At 66.7% G+C, this 17,304-nt stretch carries 24 protein-coding genes and 1 tRNA gene; 11 read left to right on the top strand and 14 right to left on the bottom strand.

What is annotated here, in order from left to right; translation table 11 throughout:
• Positions 1–238: 238 nt before the first annotated feature.
• Both hisD and hisG read right to left on the bottom strand, forming a co-directional pair.
• A complete protein-coding gene (gene hisD / locus ABIC17_RS04240; RefSeq protein ID WP_354279381.1) occupies positions 239–1,522 on the bottom strand; it encodes a histidinol dehydrogenase in 1,284 nt (427 codons plus the stop codon).
• Positions 1,523–1,652: 130 nt separating this feature from the next.
• Entirely contained in the window at positions 1,653–2,315 is a 663-nt protein-coding gene (gene hisG, locus ABIC17_RS04235; protein ID WP_354279380.1) for an ATP phosphoribosyltransferase, read from the bottom strand.
• A gap of 84 nt (positions 2,316–2,399) precedes the next feature.
• Here hisG and ABIC17_RS04230 point away from each other — a divergent pair, with 84 nt between their 5' ends.
• Positions 2,400–3,500: a DUF2332 domain-containing protein gene (locus ABIC17_RS04230; RefSeq protein WP_354279379.1), complete on the top strand. Its 1,101-nt coding sequence runs from the start codon at positions 2,400–2,402 to the stop codon at positions 3,498–3,500.
• A gap of 159 nt (positions 3,501–3,659) precedes the next feature.
• Here ABIC17_RS04230 and ABIC17_RS04225 read toward each other — a convergent pair whose 3' ends face one another.
• The 5 genes from ABIC17_RS04225 to ABIC17_RS04205 all read right to left on the bottom strand — a co-directional run bounded on the left by ABIC17_RS04225 (position 3,660) and on the right by ABIC17_RS04205 (position 7,058).
• On the bottom strand, positions 3,660–4,547 hold the full coding sequence (locus tag ABIC17_RS04225; RefSeq protein ID WP_354279378.1) for an alpha/beta fold hydrolase: 888 nt from the start codon (positions 4,545–4,547) through the stop codon (positions 3,660–3,662).
• A 144-nt stretch (positions 4,548–4,691) separates the two neighbouring features.
• Positions 4,692–5,594 (bottom strand): pirin family protein, encoded by a 903-nt coding sequence (locus ABIC17_RS04220; protein WP_354279377.1) that lies wholly within the window; start codon positions 5,592–5,594, stop codon positions 4,692–4,694.
• On the bottom strand, positions 5,591–6,049 hold the full coding sequence (locus tag ABIC17_RS04215) for an NUDIX hydrolase (RefSeq protein ID WP_354279376.1): 459 nt from the start codon (positions 6,047–6,049) through the stop codon (positions 5,591–5,593). Before ABIC17_RS04215 ends, ABIC17_RS04220 begins: the two co-directional genes overlap by 4 nt.
• Positions 6,046–6,762 carry a glutathione S-transferase gene (locus tag ABIC17_RS04210; RefSeq protein WP_354279375.1) on the bottom strand — a complete coding sequence of 239 codons (717 nt, stop codon included), beginning with the start codon at positions 6,760–6,762 and terminating at the stop codon, positions 6,046–6,048. The genes ABIC17_RS04215 and ABIC17_RS04210 overlap by 4 nt, the downstream gene beginning before the upstream one ends.
• Positions 6,759–7,058, bottom strand: a complete 300-nt coding sequence (locus tag ABIC17_RS04205; RefSeq protein WP_354279374.1) for a BolA family protein — start codon at positions 7,056–7,058, stop codon at positions 6,759–6,761. Before ABIC17_RS04205 ends, ABIC17_RS04210 begins: the two co-directional genes overlap by 4 nt.
• Before the next feature lie 41 nt (positions 7,059–7,099).
• On the opposite strand from ABIC17_RS04205, the gene ABIC17_RS04200 reads away from it, so the two are divergent.
• Positions 7,100–7,708 carry a J domain-containing protein gene (locus ABIC17_RS04200; RefSeq protein WP_354279373.1) on the top strand — a complete coding sequence of 203 codons (609 nt, stop codon included), beginning with the start codon at positions 7,100–7,102 and terminating at the stop codon, positions 7,706–7,708.
• Between the two features lie 13 nt (positions 7,709–7,721).
• Here the strand turns inward: ABIC17_RS04200 and ABIC17_RS04195 are convergent, their stop codons facing one another.
• Genes ABIC17_RS04195 through ABIC17_RS04170 form a run of 6 tightly spaced genes read right to left on the bottom strand, consistent with a single transcriptional unit; the run spans position 7,722 to position 10,981 of the window.
• A complete protein-coding gene (locus tag ABIC17_RS04195; protein WP_354279372.1) occupies positions 7,722–8,195 on the bottom strand; it encodes an SRPBCC family protein in 474 nt (157 codons plus the stop codon).
• 27 nt (positions 8,196–8,222) lie between these two features.
• Positions 8,223–8,840, bottom strand: a complete 618-nt coding sequence (locus tag ABIC17_RS04190) for a glutathione S-transferase family protein (protein WP_354279371.1) — start codon at positions 8,838–8,840, stop codon at positions 8,223–8,225.
• 44 nt (positions 8,841–8,884) lie between these two features.
• Positions 8,885–9,364 (bottom strand): VOC family protein, encoded by a 480-nt coding sequence (locus tag ABIC17_RS04185; protein ID WP_354279370.1) that lies wholly within the window; start codon positions 9,362–9,364, stop codon positions 8,885–8,887.
• Positions 9,361–10,143: a VOC family protein gene (locus tag ABIC17_RS04180; RefSeq protein ID WP_354279369.1), complete on the bottom strand. Its 783-nt coding sequence runs from the start codon at positions 10,141–10,143 to the stop codon at positions 9,361–9,363. The genes ABIC17_RS04185 and ABIC17_RS04180 overlap by 4 nt, the downstream gene beginning before the upstream one ends.
• 23 nt (positions 10,144–10,166) lie before the next feature.
• Positions 10,167–10,523 (bottom strand): DUF1428 domain-containing protein, encoded by a 357-nt coding sequence (locus ABIC17_RS04175; protein WP_354279368.1) that lies wholly within the window; start codon positions 10,521–10,523, stop codon positions 10,167–10,169.
• A gap of 38 nt (positions 10,524–10,561) precedes the next feature.
• Positions 10,562–10,981 (bottom strand): VOC family protein, encoded by a 420-nt coding sequence (locus ABIC17_RS04170; RefSeq protein WP_354279367.1) that lies wholly within the window; start codon positions 10,979–10,981, stop codon positions 10,562–10,564.
• Positions 10,982–11,047: 66 nt separating this feature from the next.
• On the opposite strand from ABIC17_RS04170, the gene ABIC17_RS04165 reads away from it, so the two are divergent.
• The 9 genes from ABIC17_RS04165 to ABIC17_RS04125 all read left to right on the top strand — a co-directional run bounded on the left by ABIC17_RS04165 (position 11,048) and on the right by ABIC17_RS04125 (position 16,119).
• On the top strand, positions 11,048–11,728 hold the full coding sequence (locus ABIC17_RS04165; RefSeq protein WP_354279366.1) for a winged helix-turn-helix transcriptional regulator: 681 nt from the start codon (positions 11,048–11,050) through the stop codon (positions 11,726–11,728).
• A gap of 64 nt (positions 11,729–11,792) precedes the next feature.
• A complete protein-coding gene (gene cobS / locus ABIC17_RS04160; protein WP_010162485.1) occupies positions 11,793–12,803 on the top strand; it encodes a cobaltochelatase subunit CobS in 1,011 nt (336 codons plus the stop codon).
• A 3-nt stretch (positions 12,804–12,806) separates the two neighbouring features.
• Positions 12,807–13,340: a hypothetical protein gene (locus ABIC17_RS04155; RefSeq protein WP_354279365.1), complete on the top strand. Its 534-nt coding sequence runs from the start codon at positions 12,807–12,809 to the stop codon at positions 13,338–13,340.
• 3 nt (positions 13,341–13,343) lie between these two features.
• Positions 13,344–13,766 carry a methylmalonyl-CoA epimerase gene (gene mce / locus ABIC17_RS04150; RefSeq protein ID WP_354279364.1) on the top strand — a complete coding sequence of 141 codons (423 nt, stop codon included), beginning with the start codon at positions 13,344–13,346 and terminating at the stop codon, positions 13,764–13,766.
• Between the two features lie 270 nt (positions 13,767–14,036).
• Positions 14,037–14,255: a translation initiation factor IF-1 gene (gene infA / locus ABIC17_RS04145; protein WP_010162480.1), complete on the top strand. Its 219-nt coding sequence runs from the start codon at positions 14,037–14,039 to the stop codon at positions 14,253–14,255.
• Positions 14,256–14,298: 43 nt separating this feature from the next.
• Positions 14,299–14,868 carry a Maf family protein gene (locus tag ABIC17_RS04140; protein ID WP_354279363.1) on the top strand — a complete coding sequence of 190 codons (570 nt, stop codon included), beginning with the start codon at positions 14,299–14,301 and terminating at the stop codon, positions 14,866–14,868.
• Positions 14,861–15,817 carry a ribonuclease gene (locus ABIC17_RS04135; RefSeq protein ID WP_354279362.1) on the top strand — a complete coding sequence of 319 codons (957 nt, stop codon included), beginning with the start codon at positions 14,861–14,863 and terminating at the stop codon, positions 15,815–15,817. Before ABIC17_RS04140 ends, ABIC17_RS04135 begins: the two co-directional genes overlap by 8 nt.
• Complete coding sequence (locus tag ABIC17_RS04130; RefSeq protein WP_354279361.1) at positions 15,817–16,002, top strand: DNA gyrase inhibitor YacG; 186 nt, start codon at positions 15,817–15,819, stop codon at positions 16,000–16,002. Before ABIC17_RS04135 ends, ABIC17_RS04130 begins: the two co-directional genes overlap by 1 nt.
• Positions 16,003–16,043: 41 nt before the next feature.
• A tRNA-Phe gene (locus ABIC17_RS04125) sits at positions 16,044–16,119 on the top strand.
• Between the two features lie 538 nt (positions 16,120–16,657).
• On the opposite strand, the gene ABIC17_RS04120 is transcribed toward ABIC17_RS04125, so the two are convergent.
• Complete coding sequence (locus ABIC17_RS04120; protein ID WP_354279360.1) at positions 16,658–17,197, bottom strand: hypothetical protein; 540 nt, start codon at positions 17,195–17,197, stop codon at positions 16,658–16,660.
• Between the last annotated feature and the right edge of the window lie 107 nt (positions 17,198–17,304).

Here is a 17,304-nt window from a genome sequence, read left to right as displayed (position 1 = left end):
CCGGGGGCGGGGGGCGGCGGGTGGGGGGGGGGGGCGGGGGGGGGGGGGGGGTGGGGGGGGGGGGGGGGGGGGGGGGGGGGGGGGGCCCCGGGGGGGGGGGGGGGGGGGGGGGGGGGGGGGGGGCGCCCCCGGGGGGGGGGGGGGGGGGGGGGGGGGCCCCCCAGTCCAGCAGAACTTTGCTCTCTGCGAGGCACTGCCCCACCCCCAACCCCTCCCCTGAAGGGGAGGGGCTAAGAAATTAGAGCCGCAACGCCACCGACCTGGCATGCGCCGGCAACCCCTCAGCCTCCGCCAGCGCCACAGCCGCCGGCCCGATCGCCGCCAACCCCTGCGCACCAAGCTCCAGAAAACTCGTCCGCTTCATGAAATCAAGCACCGACAACCCGCTCGAAAACCGCGCCCGCCGGCCAGTGGGAAGCACATGGTTCGGCCCAGCAACATAATCGCCGATCGCTTCGGGCGTATGCCGTCCCAGGAACACCGACCCGGCATGCCGCACCCGGTCGAACAACGCCTGCGGATCATCACACGCCAGTTCCAGATGCTCGGGCGCCAGCCGGTCCACCAGCGGCAGCGCTTCCTCTAGGCTCGCCGTCACGATGATCGCGCCATTCGCATCCCAAGCCGCCCGCGCGACCTTGGCGGTCGCGAGCGTCCCGATCTGCAGATCCACCTCCTCCGCCACCGCACGCGCGAAGGCGGCGTCGTCGGTAAACAGGATCGACTGGCTGGTCGGGTCATGCTCGCTCTGCGACAGCAGGTCGGCGGCGATCCAGTCCGCGCGGTTCTTGCCGTCCGCGACGACGACGATCTCGGATGGCCCCGCGACCATGTCGATCCCGACCACGCCGTACAATTGCCGCTTAGCCTCCGCGACCCAGGCGTTGCCCGGCCCCGTCACGACATCGACCGCGCCGATCCGCCCGGTGCCATAAGCGAGCGCCGCCACCGCCTGCGCGCCACCGATCCGCCACATCTCGTCGACGCCAGCGACATGCGCGGCAGCGAGCACCAGCGGGTTGACCTCGCCGTTGGGGGTCGGCGTGACCATCACCAGCCGGTCGACGCCAGCGACCTTGGCCGGAATCGCGTTCATCAGCACCGAAGACGGATAGGCCGCGCGCCCGCCGGGAACATACACCCCCGCCGCCGCGACCGCATTCCACCGCGCACCGAGCCGGACGCCCGCGTCGTCGGTCGTGTCGCTGTCGGCGGGCTTCTGCTTCTCGTGATAGCTCCGGATCCGCGCCGCCGCGAGATCGAGCGCATCGCGCAGTTCGGGCGTCAACGCCTCATAGGCGGCGAGCCATTCGGCGCGTTCGATCCGCCAGCCGGTCTCGTTGAGATCGTGGTGGTCGAACTTGCGCGTGAACGCGTGGAGCGCGGCATCGCCCTCGTCGCGCACGCTCGAGACGATCGTGCGGACGTCGCGCGCGACATCGGCGTCGGCCTCGCGGCGTGCGTTGACGAGAGTGTCGAACGCGCGGTCGAAGCCGGGTTCGGAGGTTGAAAGGCGGATCATATCTCACTCCCCTCCCCTTCAGGGGAGGGGTTGGGGGTGGGGCAGTGCAGCAGACATGCCATCGGTAACAGGCTCGGCCCCACCCCAACCCCTCCCCTGAAGGGGAGGGGCTTTAGGTTTAGAAGAACACTCACGCCGCCATCTCCCGCGAAACCGCCCGCCGAAACGCCTCGACCAGCGGCACGATCTGCCCGCGCGTCTTGAACGCGGCGCGATTGACGATCAGCCGGCTGGTGACCTCGCAGATCACCTCCACCTCGACCAACCCGTTCTCCTTAAGCGTCCGCCCCGACGACACCAGATCGACGATCCGCGGCGCCAGCCCCAGCAACGGCGCAAGCTCCATCGCCCCGTTCAACTTGACGCACTCCGCCGACACGCCCCGCGCCGCGAAATGCGCCTCGGTGACGTGCGGATATTTGGTCGCGATACGAACATGGCTCCACCCGCGCGGATCATCATGCGCCGCCAGATCGGCAGGCTCGGCGACTGACAGTCGGCAATGCCCGATCCCGAGATCGACCGGCGCGTACAGTTCGGAATAGTCGAACTCCGCCAGCACGTCCGACCCGACGATCCCCAATTGCGCCGCGCCATGCGCGACGAAGGTCGCGACGTCGAACGCGCGAACACGGATCAGGTCGATCCCCGGGTTGTTGGTGGTGAAACGCAAGGCGCGCGAATCCGGGTCGCTGAACGCGGCTTCGGGAACGATTCCAGCGCGTTCCAGCAAGGGAACCGCTTCGGACAGGATACGCCCCTTGGGGACGGCAATGATGATCGGATCGGCCATATGGTCGGGGCTTTACTTGGGCGGGGGGGTGGGCGCAACAACGCCCGAGAGAGCACCAAACGCCGCGCAAAAAGGATTGGTTCAATGGCTGACGAACAGACCAACCGCGGCGCCTTCCTGATCCAGCAGCATTATTGCGAACGCAACGCCGCGCCGATCTATGCGCGGATGTGCGCGGCGGTGGCGGCAGGCGTCACGCGGGACAGTGCGATCGGCGCGCGGGTGCTCGACTGGCCGGGGGAGCCGACGCGCGACGCGCTGCCGCTGCGGCTGTTCGGCGGGCTGCATGCGCTGGTGCTGGCGGGGCAGGATGCAGGGCTGGCCGAGGTCTATGCGGGGCGCGTCACCGATCCGGGCGCGATCAGCGCAACGCTGGAACGCGTGTTCGCCGACCATGCGGCGGCGTTGCTCCCCTGGCTCGACGGCCCGCCGCAGACCAACGAGCCGGGGCGGTCGGGCGCGCTGATGCTCGGGCTGATCGCTTTGGCGCAGCGACATGGACCGAAGATCGAGCTGATCGAGATCGGGTCGAGCGCGGGGCTCAACCTGTTGATCGACCGCTATCGCTTCGATCTCGGCGGGACGCTGTATGGCCCTGCGGACTCGCCAGTGACGATCCGGCCCGCGTGGACGGGGCCCCCTGCCCCGTCCGTGCCGCTCGACATCGTGTCGGTGCGTGGCTGCGACATCAACCCGATCGACGCGACCGACCCGGCGGTCGCAGCGCGGCTCGCGGCCTATGTCTGGCCCGACACGCCCGAACGGCTCGCGCGCGTGCGGACAGCGATCGCGATGCTCGGCGCGCGCGGAGTCGATCTGGTCCGCGCGGATGCCGCCGACTGGGTCGAGGCACGGCTCGCCGAACCGCAGGCGGCGGGGGTGACGCGGGTGCTGATGCATTCGGTCGTGTGGCAATATCTGCCCGAGCCGGTCGCCGAGCGAATCCGCGCGGCGATGGCGGCGGCGGGCGCGCGCGCGACGGCGGACCGTCCGCTCGGCTGGGTGATGATGGAGCCCGATCGTTCGGTCGGGCACCAGACGATTCGCGCGCGGAGCTGGCCGGGAGACGGCGCGTGGGAAACGCTCGCGACCGCGCATGCGCATGGCGCCTGGGTGGATAGCGGCGGGGGGAATGGAGATGCGCCGTTGGTGGCGTTGCCGGAGGCTGCGAGGGTCGCGGTTTGAGCCTTCCCTTCCTCTGCCTTCTCCCTTCCCCGGCGAAGGCCGGGGCCCAGTCGTGGAACAGCTGGAAGAGAGCGCTGCGCGCGGTAACGAAAACCTTCGCTACTGGGCCCCGGCCTTCGCCGGGGAAGCGTTTTTACTAAGCAAGCCCGCGCCGCCGATTCAGCTATCCCCCAACCACCCCCGGATCGCCGCAACCACAGCCGGCGCATTCTCCCACGGCACGAAATGCCCCGCATCGACCTGCCGCACCGTCAGATCGGGCACCAGCACGTCCAGCCCCTCGAGCTGGCTCGGCAACAACGCCACATCCTTCATCCCCCAGATCACCAGCGTCGGCTGCCGCACCGGCGGGAATGGCGCGTCGAGGAACGCGGGGCGCTCGGGGGTCTCGTCCATCTCAGGCACGATGATCGCGCTCGCGCGATACCAATTGAGCATCGCGGTCAGCGCGCCGGGCTGGCTCCACTGGTCGAGGTAGACCGGCTTCTCCTCCGCGATCTTCGCGGCATCAGCATGCTTGGCGAAACTGCCGTCGAAGAAGGCGGACAAGCCAATCCCCTCGACGTGCTTCTCGATTTCCGGATTGCGGAAGGCGCGGATGTACTGGCTCGCCGCGCGCTGCGCCATGTCGTCGAACAGCGTGCGCTGGAAGACGAACGGGTGCGGCGCGTTGATGATGACGAGGCGGGTGATCCGGTCGGGGTTCTGCAACGCCGCCATCCACGCGATCGCGCCGCCCCAGTCATGGCCCACCAGCGTGAACTGCGCGATCCCGAAATGGTCGGCGAGCGCGAGCAGATCGGCGACGATCTTGTCGGGGGTGTAGTCGCTGACCGCCGCCGGCTTGGACGACCGCGCGAACCCGCGCTGGTCGGGCGCGATGACGAAATGGTCGCGGGCGAGCTCGGGCATCACTTCGCGCCACGTACGGTGCGATTCGGGGAAGCCGTGGAGCAGGATGACCGGCGGCTTGGCCGGGTCGCCCGCGGTGGCGACGTCGAGCGTCACGCCGGTGGGCAGATCGATCCGGTGCAGGTCCTCAGCCACTGTCTCTCTCCCTTTTTTGTTCTTTCTAAGCCCCTCCCCTTCAGGGGAGGGGTTGGGGGTGGGGAAGTGCCTCGCAGAGAGCAAGGCGCTGCTGGACAGCCCCACCCCAACCCCTCCCCTGAAGGGGAGGGGCTTACGCCGTCATCACGGATAGCTAACCGTCTTCGGCACCGCCGGAATCGGGATCCACTCCTTCTCGTCCCCCGGCACCCGCGCGAACTCCCCCGCGGTCCACGCGCGCTTGGCTTCGTCGATCCGGTCGCGGCGCGAGGAAACGAAGTTCCACCACACATGCCGCGGCGTCGTGAACGCCTCGCCCCCGCACAAGGTCACGCGCCCGCCCGATGCCGACCGCAAGGTCGCCGCGATCCCCGGCCGCACCACGTACAGCGTCATCGGTTCGAGCGTCATCCCGTCGAGCGTCGCCTCCCCCATCGCGACATACAGCGCACGCTCGTCGGCGGCTGCGTCAATCGGGACCGAACCGCCTGGATCCAGCATGATATCGGCGTAAATCGTGCTGGCATAGGTCGTAGTCGGTGCCGAAACGCCCCACAAACTGCCCATAACGACGCGTGCTTTCGCCCCCGGCGTCTCAATGACCGGCAGCTTGTCGCGCGGGACGTGCTCGAACGCCGGGTCCATCTCCTCGTCCTTTTCCGGCAGCGCGATCCACGTCTGAATCCCCGACAATTCAGGCCCATGGGCCCGCTCGGCAGTCGGCGAGCGCTCGCTGTGGACGATCCCGCTGCCCGCGGTCATCAGATTGACCGCGCCGGGCTCGATCGTCGCCAGACTCCCGACCGAATCGCGATGGTCGATCGCCCCCGCGAACAGGTAAGTGACTGTAGCAAGGTTGATATGCGGATGCGGCCGGACGTCGATCCCCTCGCCCACGCTCAGCACCGCCGGCCCCATCTGGTCGAAAAAGATGAACGGCCCGACCATCGTCCGCGGCCGCGACGGCAGCGTGCGATGCACCTTGAACCCGCCAAGGTCGTGCGTCACCGGGGTGATCGTCTGGAGGATCAGATCGTCATTGGTCACAGGTCGGTCTCCAGTGCCGTAAGAATGTCGCTGAGATCGCTTGGAAAATAAGGCTCGTCCAGCGCGGCGAGTTCGTCGGCGGTAAACCACCGCCAGCGCGTCATCACCCGCTGTTCGAGCGCGGTGTGCCCGGCGGTATCGATCGCATCCGCGTCGGTCCGCACGTGGAAATAGCGCTCGTCCGCGCTGACCGGCACGCCCTCGATCGTGATGAACTCGACGTCGCGTTGCAGCACTTCCGGCCCCGGCTCGGCGTGGATCCCGGTTTCCTCGATCAGCTCGCGCCGCGCAGCGGTTGCGTAATCCTCGCCCGGATCAAGCGCGCCGCCCGGCGTGCACCAGAACGGCGGGCGGTCATCGGGATCGAAGCGGAATAGCAGCACCCGGTCGGCCGCATCGCGCAACAGGATGCGCGCCGCCGGGCGTAGGGCGCGCGGTCCAGCGGGATCGGTCATTCGCCGTCCAGTTCCGGATAGTGCCGAAAGATGCCCTCGGTCGTGAACGGCAAGCGCCGCTCGCTCTTGAGATAGGCGCGGATGCCGGGGAGGTCGGCCACCCGATCGTGGATTGCGATCACGTTGGGATAATCCTGCTCGATCGCCGCCATGCGTCGGGGGAACATATAGCGTAGCCCCTCAACCACCTGGAACAGCGAGGTATCGGCATAGGTCCAGCGATGATCGATCAGCCAGTCACCGCCATGCGACGTGGCTGCGCGTTCGAAATGGTCGAGGAACTTCGGCATCCGCTCGTCGCGGAATGAATCGGCGGCGGCCAAGGCTGCCGCCTTCTGATCTTCGTAATAGGTCGCCACGTCGACCGGATGGTGGACATTGTGGACCTCGGCCACCAGGTCGCACAGCGTCAACTGGAGCTGGTTGAGCCACAGCCGCTCGGCCATCGTCGACAGACCGATCTGATGGCGGTCGCCCAGATATTGCAGGATGTTGGCAACCTGGCCGATCACCATCCCGTCAAGTTCGAGGTAGGGCGGCGCGAACGATCCGCGCTTGGCGGCGTGCTGCGCCAAGTTGGCGACGAGCGCCTCGACTCCCTCTTCGCGCGCGCAATCGACATAGTCGATCCCCGCCGCCTCCAGCGGCAGGCGGATGAACTCGCCGCGCCCCTGGATACTTGGCCAATACCACAGCCCGTAGCGCACCGTCATTCTCCCGGCGCCGTTGCGCGGATCGCAAGGGCGTGGATGCGATCGCGCAGCAGATCCGCCAGCGCCTGATTGACCAGCCGCTGCCGCTGCACACGGGACACGCCGGCAAAGGCGAGCGCCTCGATCGTCACCGAAAAGTGCGACTCGCCCGTACCATCGTCCCCCATGTGCCCGGCATGCTGCGCGCTGTCATTGCTGACGTCGAGACGCGTCGGGGAAAGCGCTGAATTCAGTCGGTTCTCAATCTCGACGACGAGTGGGATGGCGGGGGCGGCTGTGCTGGAAGGTTCGATCATCGCGCCTATATAGGGCGCTTTTGCATCCTCAGGGAGCCTGCGTGGCGCGCGAATCCGAAAAGAAAGACCGACCCAATGCTCGTTTCCACGGCCGTGTGGAGGGGACCGGACGGCTGTGCTCCTACCCTGGCTGCCCCGAACCGGGCGAATTCCGCGCGCCGCCCGAAGAAGGCCCGGCGAACGGGTTCGAGGGACCGCGCCCCTATCGCTGGTTCTGCCTCGAACATGTCCGCGCGTTCAACGCGCGCTACAACTTCTTCTCCGGCATGAGCCCGGACGAAATTCAGCAACAGCAACGGCCCTTCTCCGGATGGGAGCGCGAAACGCGCGCGTTCGCGCATTCGGGCGCGGACGTGCCGCCGAAATGGGCCGACTTCCACGACCCGCTCGACGCGATCGGCGCGCGCTTCCGCCGCGCGGCGGAGCCACCGCGCAAGGATGGTCGCCCCTTGTCCGAAGCGGACCGGCGGTCGCTCAAGGTGCTCGGCCTCGCGACCGACGTCGACCGGCGCGCATTGCGCGAGCGCTATGCCGAGCTGGTGCGGCGCTATCATCCGGATCGCAACGGCGGCGACCGCAGTTTCGAATCCAAGCTGCAGGAGGTGATCGGCGCCTACACGCAGTTGAAGGGCGCGCCGGCGTTCGCGTGACCGTGGTGCCGGGTCATGCGATCCGCCGAGCTACGACTTCCAGCTGTTCGGCCACCTTGGACCAGCCGTCGGTAAACCCCATCGCCTCATGCTGCGCGCACGCCTCCTCGGTCCAGTGGCGGGCGCCAGCGGAGTAGCGTGTCTTCCCCGCTTCGTCGGCGAATTCCATGAAGCCGACGATGAACGGCCCCGCCGGGATCCACCCCTTGGTGAAGGCATCGGTGAAGACGATTCGCTCCATCGGCACGATCTCGAGGAAAACCCCCTCCTGCGGCATGACCTCGCCCTCGGGCCCGTGCATGATCACCGCAGAGCGACCACCCGGCCGCGCATCCTGCTCGACGATCTCCACGGTCCACGGCGCGGGGCACCACCATTCGGCAAGGTGATCGGTCCAGGCGCGCCAGACCGCCGCGCGCGGCGCGTCGATCAGGCGCGTGATCCGCAGTTCATGCACCGGGGTCGGGGGAAGGGCGCAACTCGACATGGATCATTCCTCATCCGCTCGGAAGTTTCAGTCGCGGTCCGGTGCGCCCAGCGGGAACAGCGCGCGATACGGCCGCGCGTCGTCGACGCACCGCTTGACCGACGCGCGCGCAAGCAGCCGTTCGCGATACCCGTGTACCGTCGGAAACCGCGGCTCGATCGGGTGAACCCAGTCGGCGTAGAACAGCGCCGGGGCACCGGCACAATCCGCCAGCGTAAAGCCATCCCCCGCCGCCCAGGCGCGGCCCGCCAGCCGTTCGTCGAGCCAGGCATAGATCGTGTCGAGCGCGGTGGACACCGCGCCCATGACATCGGGATCGCGCCGCTCACGCGGCAGCATCGCGTCGATCACCGCGCGCTGCATCACCCCCATCACATGATTGTCGAAGATCCGGTCGAGCATCCGCACCTCGATCGCCGTCACCGCGTCGGCGGGTATAAACCGCACGGCTCCGGGATGATGCACGTCGAGATATTCGATGATCGCCGAGGATTCGACCACGGGCACACCTGCATCGACCAATACGGGGAACTTGCCGACCGGCCACACCGCCTTGAGCGCGCGGCCGTTATCCCGCTGATCCGGCCCCAGCGGGCGGAACGTGAAGGCGTGGCATTTTCGTACAGCGGGATCAGCGCCTTCCATGTGTAGGACGAAAACGGGTGACCGTAGAGTTCCAGCGCCATCGCCTATCCCCGCACTGCGGCTTCGATCGCGGCGATGTCGATCTTGCGCATCGTCATCATCGCCTCCATCCCGCGCCGCGCCGCCGCTGGGTCGGGGTTTGCCATCGCCGTCATCAGCGCGCTCGGCGTGATTTGCCACGACAGGCCCCACCGGTCCTTGCACCAGCCACACATGCTCTCGCTGCCGCCGTTATCGACGATCGCGTGCCACAGCCGATCGGTCTCGGCCTGGTCATCGGTATAGACCTGGAACGACACCGCCTCGCTGTGCGGAAAACGCGGGCCGCCATTGAGCCCGAGGAACGCCATGCCGCACACGGTGAACGCCACAGTGATCACCTGCCCCGCCGCGCCATCGGGATAATCCGCGGGGCTGCGATGCACCGAACCGACGTGGCTGTCCGGGAAGGTCGCTGCGTAGAAGGTTGCAGCCTCCTCCGCCGCACCGTCATACCAGATGCAGGCGGCGATCTTCCCGGTCACGCCGGTGCGCCGGCCGCGACCACCCCGAAGACGACCCCGTGCGGATCGGTAGCGACGATGATGCGGTCCCCGTCCGGGACTTCGTGCGGCCCCAGCAGCACCGTCCCGCCGCCGTCGCGCACTGCAGCCGCCGAGGCTTCGATATCGGGTGCGCGAAAGTAGAATTGCCAGCCCAGTGGCTGATCCGGACTTTGACGCGGCATCGTCGCGCCAATCTCGCCGTCACCGGCATGGACGAAGACATAGTCGCCACGACCATCCGGCAGTACCATCTTGTTCGGGTAGCTCCAGCCGAACAACGTGGCGTAGAAGGCGTTGGCCGACGGCTGGTCCGACGTGACCAGTTCATTCCAGTGGCATTTGCCCATGTCGGTGCGGTCGAACGCGGTGCTCGCTTCATCGCTATCGCCGCGCATGATGTAGAAAGGGATTCCCTGCGGATCCGCGACCACCGCCATCCGACCGATGCCAGGAATGCTCCACGCTGGCATCAGGACGGCGCCGCCTGCAGCGGTGATCGCCGCGGCGGTCGCATCGACATCCTCGACTCCGATATAGAACAGCCATTTCGGCGTCGCGCCGCCCGCCGCCATTTCGTCGGTCAGCCGCATAACCCCGCCAACGTTGCCGTTGCCGGTCGCGATCATGCGATAATCCATCCCCGCCGGGGACTCGGCGTCTATCTCCCAGCCAAGCACCGCGTCATAAAAGGTGCGCGAGGCACCCGGATCGGGGCTGACCAGTTCATACCAGATCGGCGTGCCATAGGCGTTTGTCATCGTCGTTCCCCTCCCCAGGTCGATCAGCAGTCGAGCACCACCTGAAAGCCGCCGAAAATCATTCGCGCGCCATCGATCGGCATGTCGGCACTGGTCGGAACCATCCGCGGATCCGCGCGCACTTTTGCCATGCCGGCATCACGCGCCGCCTTGTCGGGCCATTCGATCCACGAGAACACGACCGTCTCGCCGTCGCTCGCCTGAACTGCGCGGCGAAAGTCGGTCTGCTTTCCGTCCGGCACGTCGTCCGCCCACCCTTCCACGACGCGCGTCGCGCCATGGTCCCGGAAGATCGGCGCGATCGCCTCGGCAAAGCGTGCATAGCCAGCGCTGTTGGTTCCCGCCCTGACGGGAATGACGAGGCCATCGACGTAGGTCATGCGATCCTCTCCTGATGCCAGTCGAGTCGAAGCGCGGGTCAGGCCAGTTCCATGGCAGCGTCCGTCGCCGCCTCATCCATCCATACCGGCCCGAAACCGTGGCCGTCGGGATCCTCGACCCCGCGTGAGTACATGAAGCCGTGGTCTTCCGCGCCGTGGACCTCCCGGCCACCAGCGGCGAGCGCACTTGCCGCGAAGGCATCGACCGCTTCACGCGTATCGCACGAGAGTGCAAACAGCGCGGCGCTGGTCGCGGCGACGTCGGCGATCGGTTTCGTGGTCAAAGTACCGTAGAAGTCGTGACGGGCGAGCATGAAGGTGATCGTATCCGACCAGACCATTGCCGCCGCCTGGTCGCCGGAAAAACGCGGATCGCGCGTGCAGCCGATCGCTTCGTAGAAAACGGTCGAACGCCCCACGTCCGCAACCGGAAGGCTGATGAAGATTCCCTTGGCCACGGCGCACTCTCCCCTTTGCGACTCGTCGTTTGCAAAGTCTGCTCCGACTGGGTAGCAAAAACAACCATGAAGTTAGAAAAGATAACCGACAAGCGCTGGTATGGCGACGCCTGCGGAACCGCGCTCGCGCTCGAGTTCCTCGGCGAACGCTGGGCGCTGCTGATCGTGCGGGAGCTCCTGCTCGGCCCGCGCCGTTTCGGCGAGATCCGCGACGGCTTGCCGGGCGTGAGTGCGAACGTCCTGACACAGCGGCTCCAAACGCTCGAAGCCACCGGGGTGCTGACGCGGAAAACCACACCGCCCCCCGCGAATATCCAGGTCTATGCGCTGACGCAGTGGGGCCGCGAAGCCGAACCGATCGTGATGGCACTCGGACGCTGGGCGCTGCGCTCCCCGGCGCATGATCCTTCGCTGCCGTTTTCGCCCGTCTCGCTGATGCTGGCGCTTCGCATGATGCTCCTGCCCGAGCGTACCCACGGCTTCGACGCTACGATCGGGTTTCGCATGGGCAATGACGCTTATGGCGCGCGTGTCGCGAACGGCATGGTGCTGATCGAACGCGGCACGCTCGACCACGCGGATGCCATGCTTTCGGGCAAGCCCAACGCGTTCCTGCCCGCGCTGTTCGGCACCACCCCCTTGCCGGAGGTCGTTGCGCAGGGGCGGGTTGCGGTCAGCGGCGATGTCGCGCTGGCCACGCGTTTCTGCACGTTTTTCGAACTTCCGCCAAAGATCGGATGCAACTGACGGCTCGACTTGGCGCGCCGCAAACGGCTAGGGAGGGCGGACCTTCTGTAAGAGCGCCCCCCTCATGACCGATATCCCCAACACCCAGCCAGACAGCCGCGAGACGACGATCCTCGATGCGCCCGATCGCATGGTGAAAGTCCGCGACCTGTTCGGGATCGATTCGGACATGGAAGTCCCCGCGTTCAGCGAAGCGGACGAGCGCGTTCCCGATCTCGACCCGGCCTATGTGTTCGATGCGCCGACCACGCTCGCGATCTGCGCTGGCTTCGCGCACAATCGCCGCGTGATGGTCCAGGGCTATCACGGCACCGGCAAGTCGACGCACATCGAACAGGTCGCGGCGCGCCTCAAATGGCCGTGCATCCGCATCAACCTCGACGCGCACATCAGCCGCATCGATCTGGTCGGCCGCGACGCGATCGTGCTGCGCGATGGCCAGCAGGTCACCGAATTCCGTGAAGGCCTGCTCCCCTGGGCGCTGCAGACCCCGACCGCGCTGGTGTTCGACGAATATGACGCGGGCCGCCCCGACGTGATGTTCGTGATCCAGCGCGTGCTCGAGACCGAGGGCAAGCTGACCCTGCTCGACCAGAATCGCGTGATCCGCCCCAACCCGTATTTCCGCCTGTTCGCGACCGCCAACACGGTCGGCCTCGGCGACACGTCGGGCCTGTATCATGGCACGCAGCAGATCAACCAGGGCCAGATGGACCGCTGGAACATCGTCGTGACGCTCAACTATCTGCCCGCCGCGGTCGAGGCGCGGATCGTGCTGGCCAAGTCGGGCGAATATGACAAGCCGACCGGCAAGGCCGAGGTCGAGAACATGGTCCGCGTCGCGGATCTCACCCGCCGCGGCTTCATGAACGGCGACATCTCGACCGTGATGAGCCCGCGCACCGTCATCACTTGGGCGCAGAACACGCTGATCTTCGGCGATGTCGGCTTCGCGTTCCGCCTGTCGTTCCTCAACAAGTGCGACGAGACCGAGCGGTCGCTGGTCGCGGAATATTATCAGCGCGTGTTCGGCAAGGACTTGCCCGAGAGCGTCGTCGGCGCGGGCGTGAAGTAAGCCATGCTGCTCGCCCTGCTCCTGCAAGTCGCCGCCACGCCCCCCGTGCCGTGGCTGGTGACGACCAAGGTGGGCGCGGCGAGCACGGCGACCTCGACCTCGGTCTGGTCAGAGGACGGCAAGGCGCGGCTGGTCGTGCGGTGCGATGCCGCCAAGGAAAAGATCGTCTCGATCCAGTTCATCCCGCGCGGCGGCTTCCCCGCGGCGCTACCGCGCCCGGTGTCGATGAACATCGATGACAATGGCTGGCTCGGCGCGAACTGGCAGTTCCCCGGGAGCGGCGCGTTCACCAGCCAGGACGCGATCGTTACCACGCTCGCCGCACAGATCGCGCACGGCAAGGCGATCAAGGTCCGCGTCATCAACCCCGACAATACGCCGGTCGACGCCACATTCGCGGGCCCCGCGACCGATGCGCCGGTCCGCCGGGTGCTCGGTGCCTGTGCGTATGAGATCGGGGTGGTCCCGGCGCGATCCGCGGTGCCTGCGGCCCTGCCCGACGCCAAGCCGACCCCGGCGTCTTCCGACGAGGAATAAGCGATGGAATTCGGCCGTCTCAACCATGTCGGCGTGGCCACGCCGTCGATCGAGAAATCGATTGCCGTCTATCGCGACCTGATGGGCGCGACACGGATCGGGGAACCGTTCGATCTTCCCGCGCAGGGCGTGAAGGTCTGTTTCATCGATACGCTCAACACCCAGATCGAGCTGATCGAACCGTATGACGACAGTTCGCCGATCGCCGGGTTCCTGCGCAAGAACCCCGCGGGCGGGCAGCATCACGTATGTTTCGAGGTTCCCGACATCCACGCCGCGGTCGCCGACCTGAAGGCCAAGGGCGCGACCATCCTTGGCGAACCGCGCATTGGTGCACACGGCACGCCGATCGTCTTCATCCACCCGCGCGACATAGGCGGCGTCCTGGTCGAGCTGATGGAAACGCCGCACGGCACCCACGACTGACGGCTTGTACCGCTTCTCCCCAGTTGGCCGTCCTCCCCATCCGTCATCCTGAACTCGTTTCAGGATCCAGCCCTGCGCGAGTCCCCACCGTGCCTGTCGCGTGATGGATGCTGAAACTAGTTCAGCATGACGGCAGCTGTGGGGGGGGTGGCGATCAAACCTTCGGACTGGAAGCATCATCTCCGCCCCCTCACCCCCACGCTTCCCTTTTGGCCCACCTTCGGCTAAGGGCCGCGCTCCCGTATTTCCGTAACATCGCTAGAGGTTTGTTTGGCCAAGGAAGAACTGCTCGAAATGCGTGGACAGGTGGTGGAGCTTCTCCCCAACGCCATGTTCCGCGTAAAGCTCGAAAACGACCACGAAATTCTCGGCCATACCGCCGGCAAGATGCGCAAGAACCGCATCCGCGTCCTCGTGGGCGACGAAGTGCTGGTTGAATTGACGCCGTACGATCTCACCAAGGGTCGCATCACCTATCGCTTCAAGTGATCGGTCCGCTTCCGCGGGCGCGATCCCCGGGGAAGACGCTGCAATGACCCTCGTTCTCGCCTCCGCCTCGCCGCGCCGCCGCGACCTGCTCGCGCGGCTCGGGGTGACGCCGGGTCGTGTCGCCGCGCCCGATATCGACGAGACCCCGCTCAAGGCGGAACCTGCCCGCATTTACGTCGAGCGGATCGCTGCTGCAAAGGCGCGCGCGGTGGAGCGTGCGCCGGGCGAGGTGATTCTCGCGGGCGACACCACCATTGCGCTCGGACGCCGGATCCTCGGCAAAGCCGACGACGATGCGACGGTACGCAAGATGCTCGCCGCTTTGTCCGGCCGCCGCCACCATTGCCTGACCGCGGTGTGCGTGATCGATTCGACCGGCAAAATGCGCGCCCGCCTGTCGGACACGATCGTGGCGTTCAAGCCGCTCTCCCCTGCCGAGATCGACGCTTATGTCGCGTGCGGCGAGGGGCTGGGCAAGGCGGGGGGCTATGCGATCCAGGGCCGCGCCGAGGCGTTCGTGCGCTTCCTGGCGGGGTCGCATTCGGGCGTGATCGGCCTGCCGCTGTTCGAGACCCGCGCGCTGCTGCTTGCGGCGGGTGTGCCGCTTGGCTGAGTGGCTCCACGAGGCCGGGATCGGCGAAACCCGTGCCGCACTGGTGGTGGACGGCGCGATCGTCGAAGCCCGGATCGAGCTCGATCGCCCCGGCCCGCGACTCGGCGCGGTCTTCCCTGCCCGTCTGATCGAAATCACCGTCAAAGGCCGCGAAGGCCGTGTCGCTTTCGACGGCGGCCAGGCGATGCTGGCGCCGCTTCCCCCCGGCATCACGCAGGGCGCCACGCTGACGGTCGAACTGACCCGCGAGGCGATCCCCGAGGGCAGGCGCACCAAGCTCCCGCGCGTCGCCCCCGCCGAAGGCCCCCCGCGCGACGGCCCCGACCTGCTCGCGCGGATCACCGCGAGCGGCATCCCCGTCCGCACGCTCCACGCGCACGAACCCGATGCGCTCGAGGCGGCGGGCTGGTCCGAGGTGCTCGAGGAAGCGATGACCGGCGACATCGTCTTCCACGGCGCGGTCGGCGGCGCGCTTCGCATGAGTCCGACGCCCGCGATGACGCTGTTCGACGTCGACGGTTACCCCCCACTCGAGCCGCTCGCACTTGCGGCGGCGAAGGCGGTCGCGGCGGCGATCGTTCGGATGGATATCGGCGGATCGATCGGGATCGACTTCCCGACGATCACCGGCAAGGCGGCGCGCGCCGCAGTCGATGCCGCGATCGACGCCGGCTTACCGCAACCGTTCGACCGCACCGCGATGAACGGCTTCGGTTTCGTCCAGATCATCCGCCGCCGCCCGCGCGCCTCACTTCCCGAGCTGCTCCGCGCCGATCCCGCCGCGGCCGAGGCGCGCGCGCTGCTCCGGCGAATCGAGCGCACCCCGCCCCCCGTTCCGGCGAATCACCGTGTCGGCGCGCGCGTTCATGCGGCGCTCGCCGCCAACCCCGACTGGTCCGCTGCGCTGGCGAGGCGCACCGGCGTCACCCCGCACTTCGAGGTCCCCTGATGGCGCGTAACAAACCCTGTCCGCTCTGCGGCAAACCCCTGTCGCAGGCGCACGCCCCCTTCTGCAGCCAGGGCTGTCGCGACCGCGACCTGCTGCAATGGCTGGGCGAAGGCTATGCGATTCCTGTGACGACTCCACCAGGAGATGAAGAAGACGGGCTAGACAGCACGAAATCAGCCGACTAAGAGGCCGCTTCCCAGACGGCCCCAGCGGGGTCGCCCGGTGTGCCCGAGTAGCTCAGTTGGTAGAGCATGCGACTGAAAATCGCAGTGTCGGTGGTTCGAATCCGCCCTCGGGCACCATTCTCCCCTTAGGGAGGCGGTAAGCCAGAAAATTTCCAGATCGCAGCGACTTTGTATGGGCGTGCCGCTCACTCAGAAGCGTGTTTGCGAGAATGAGCGCTGCATTGGATCATATGGAGCGGGACCCACAGACAGATCGCCTACCTTACGAGCGGGTGTACGCCTACGCACGGAAGCGAGCGAGTGCGCGAGCGCTGAGACCATCCCTGTATCGAAACGCGGCTCGTTACCACGGCTGTATTGAGATTATGGTCACGCTAAGAAACGATGCACCTTGGGAAAGGAGATCGGATCCTGCCGTTCTTGATTTGGCGATCGCGAACCAAAGCTTGCGGAGGGGGATAGGAAGAGGTGCACCGACAAACTCACGCCTTTGGATCCCTCCGGCCCGTTACCAGTCCCCAGTTAATTGCCGACTTGTAGCTTCCCTATCATACCGATGGGGGGGGGGGCGGCCTGACTTAGATGGTTGACGCCATCGTGTGCGGTTGCCTGGCGGCGGGGAGAGGAAACTCCAACCCCGCCGACATATTCGCGTTTAGAACCCCAAGTGAAGGCCTGCGGCATAATAGTGCGGACCAGCGTTCCCCTTCAAGCTTAGCTTGGGAGCCAGCGGGAAGGCTACGGTGCCATAAGGACGCACTTCATCGCTGATACGCACACCAGCGCCGAATGTGACACTGGCAGGAACCGTGTACGTCGCTTCGATTCGACCGTACGCCTTAACGGCCGTGTTGTTGCACTTGTCCGTGTCGGCGTACTGACCGTTGGCGCTGTCCCGGCACCGCGAACTTCCGCCGTTCGGGTCAGTAAAGTATCGATCGTTGTCGCCAGCATAAATAAGCGCACCGACAGCCGGCGTGATCTTGAAGCCGCCGAACCCGACCGCGTAACCCAAACCTAGCTCACCGCCCCAATGCCCGTCTGCCCGAGCGCCGTTGGCTTCAACGACCACCTTCGCAGCCGCTGGTGTCGCAACGGCAACCAGAAGCGTCGCGGCAAACGCCGACGTAAGAAACTTTTTCAATGTAACCCCCAGTTTGATGCCTGCCCGAAGGAACGGGCAGAGCGCGGCCACCTAGAGGCATAGTCAATGCATGACAATTGGTTAGGGCCAATGTCGCTCCCGCTATCGGCTAGAGCCTACGCATTGCCAATGTATCCGCACGCCCCGACCGCAACCTA

It is taken from the genome of Sphingomonas sp. PvP056, assembly GCF_040549155.1.
Lineage (GTDB): Bacteria > Pseudomonadota > Alphaproteobacteria > Sphingomonadales > Sphingomonadaceae > Sphingomonas.
The sequence above is the reverse complement of the archived record's forward strand: the minus strand, read 5'-3'. Positions and strand labels throughout refer to the sequence as shown.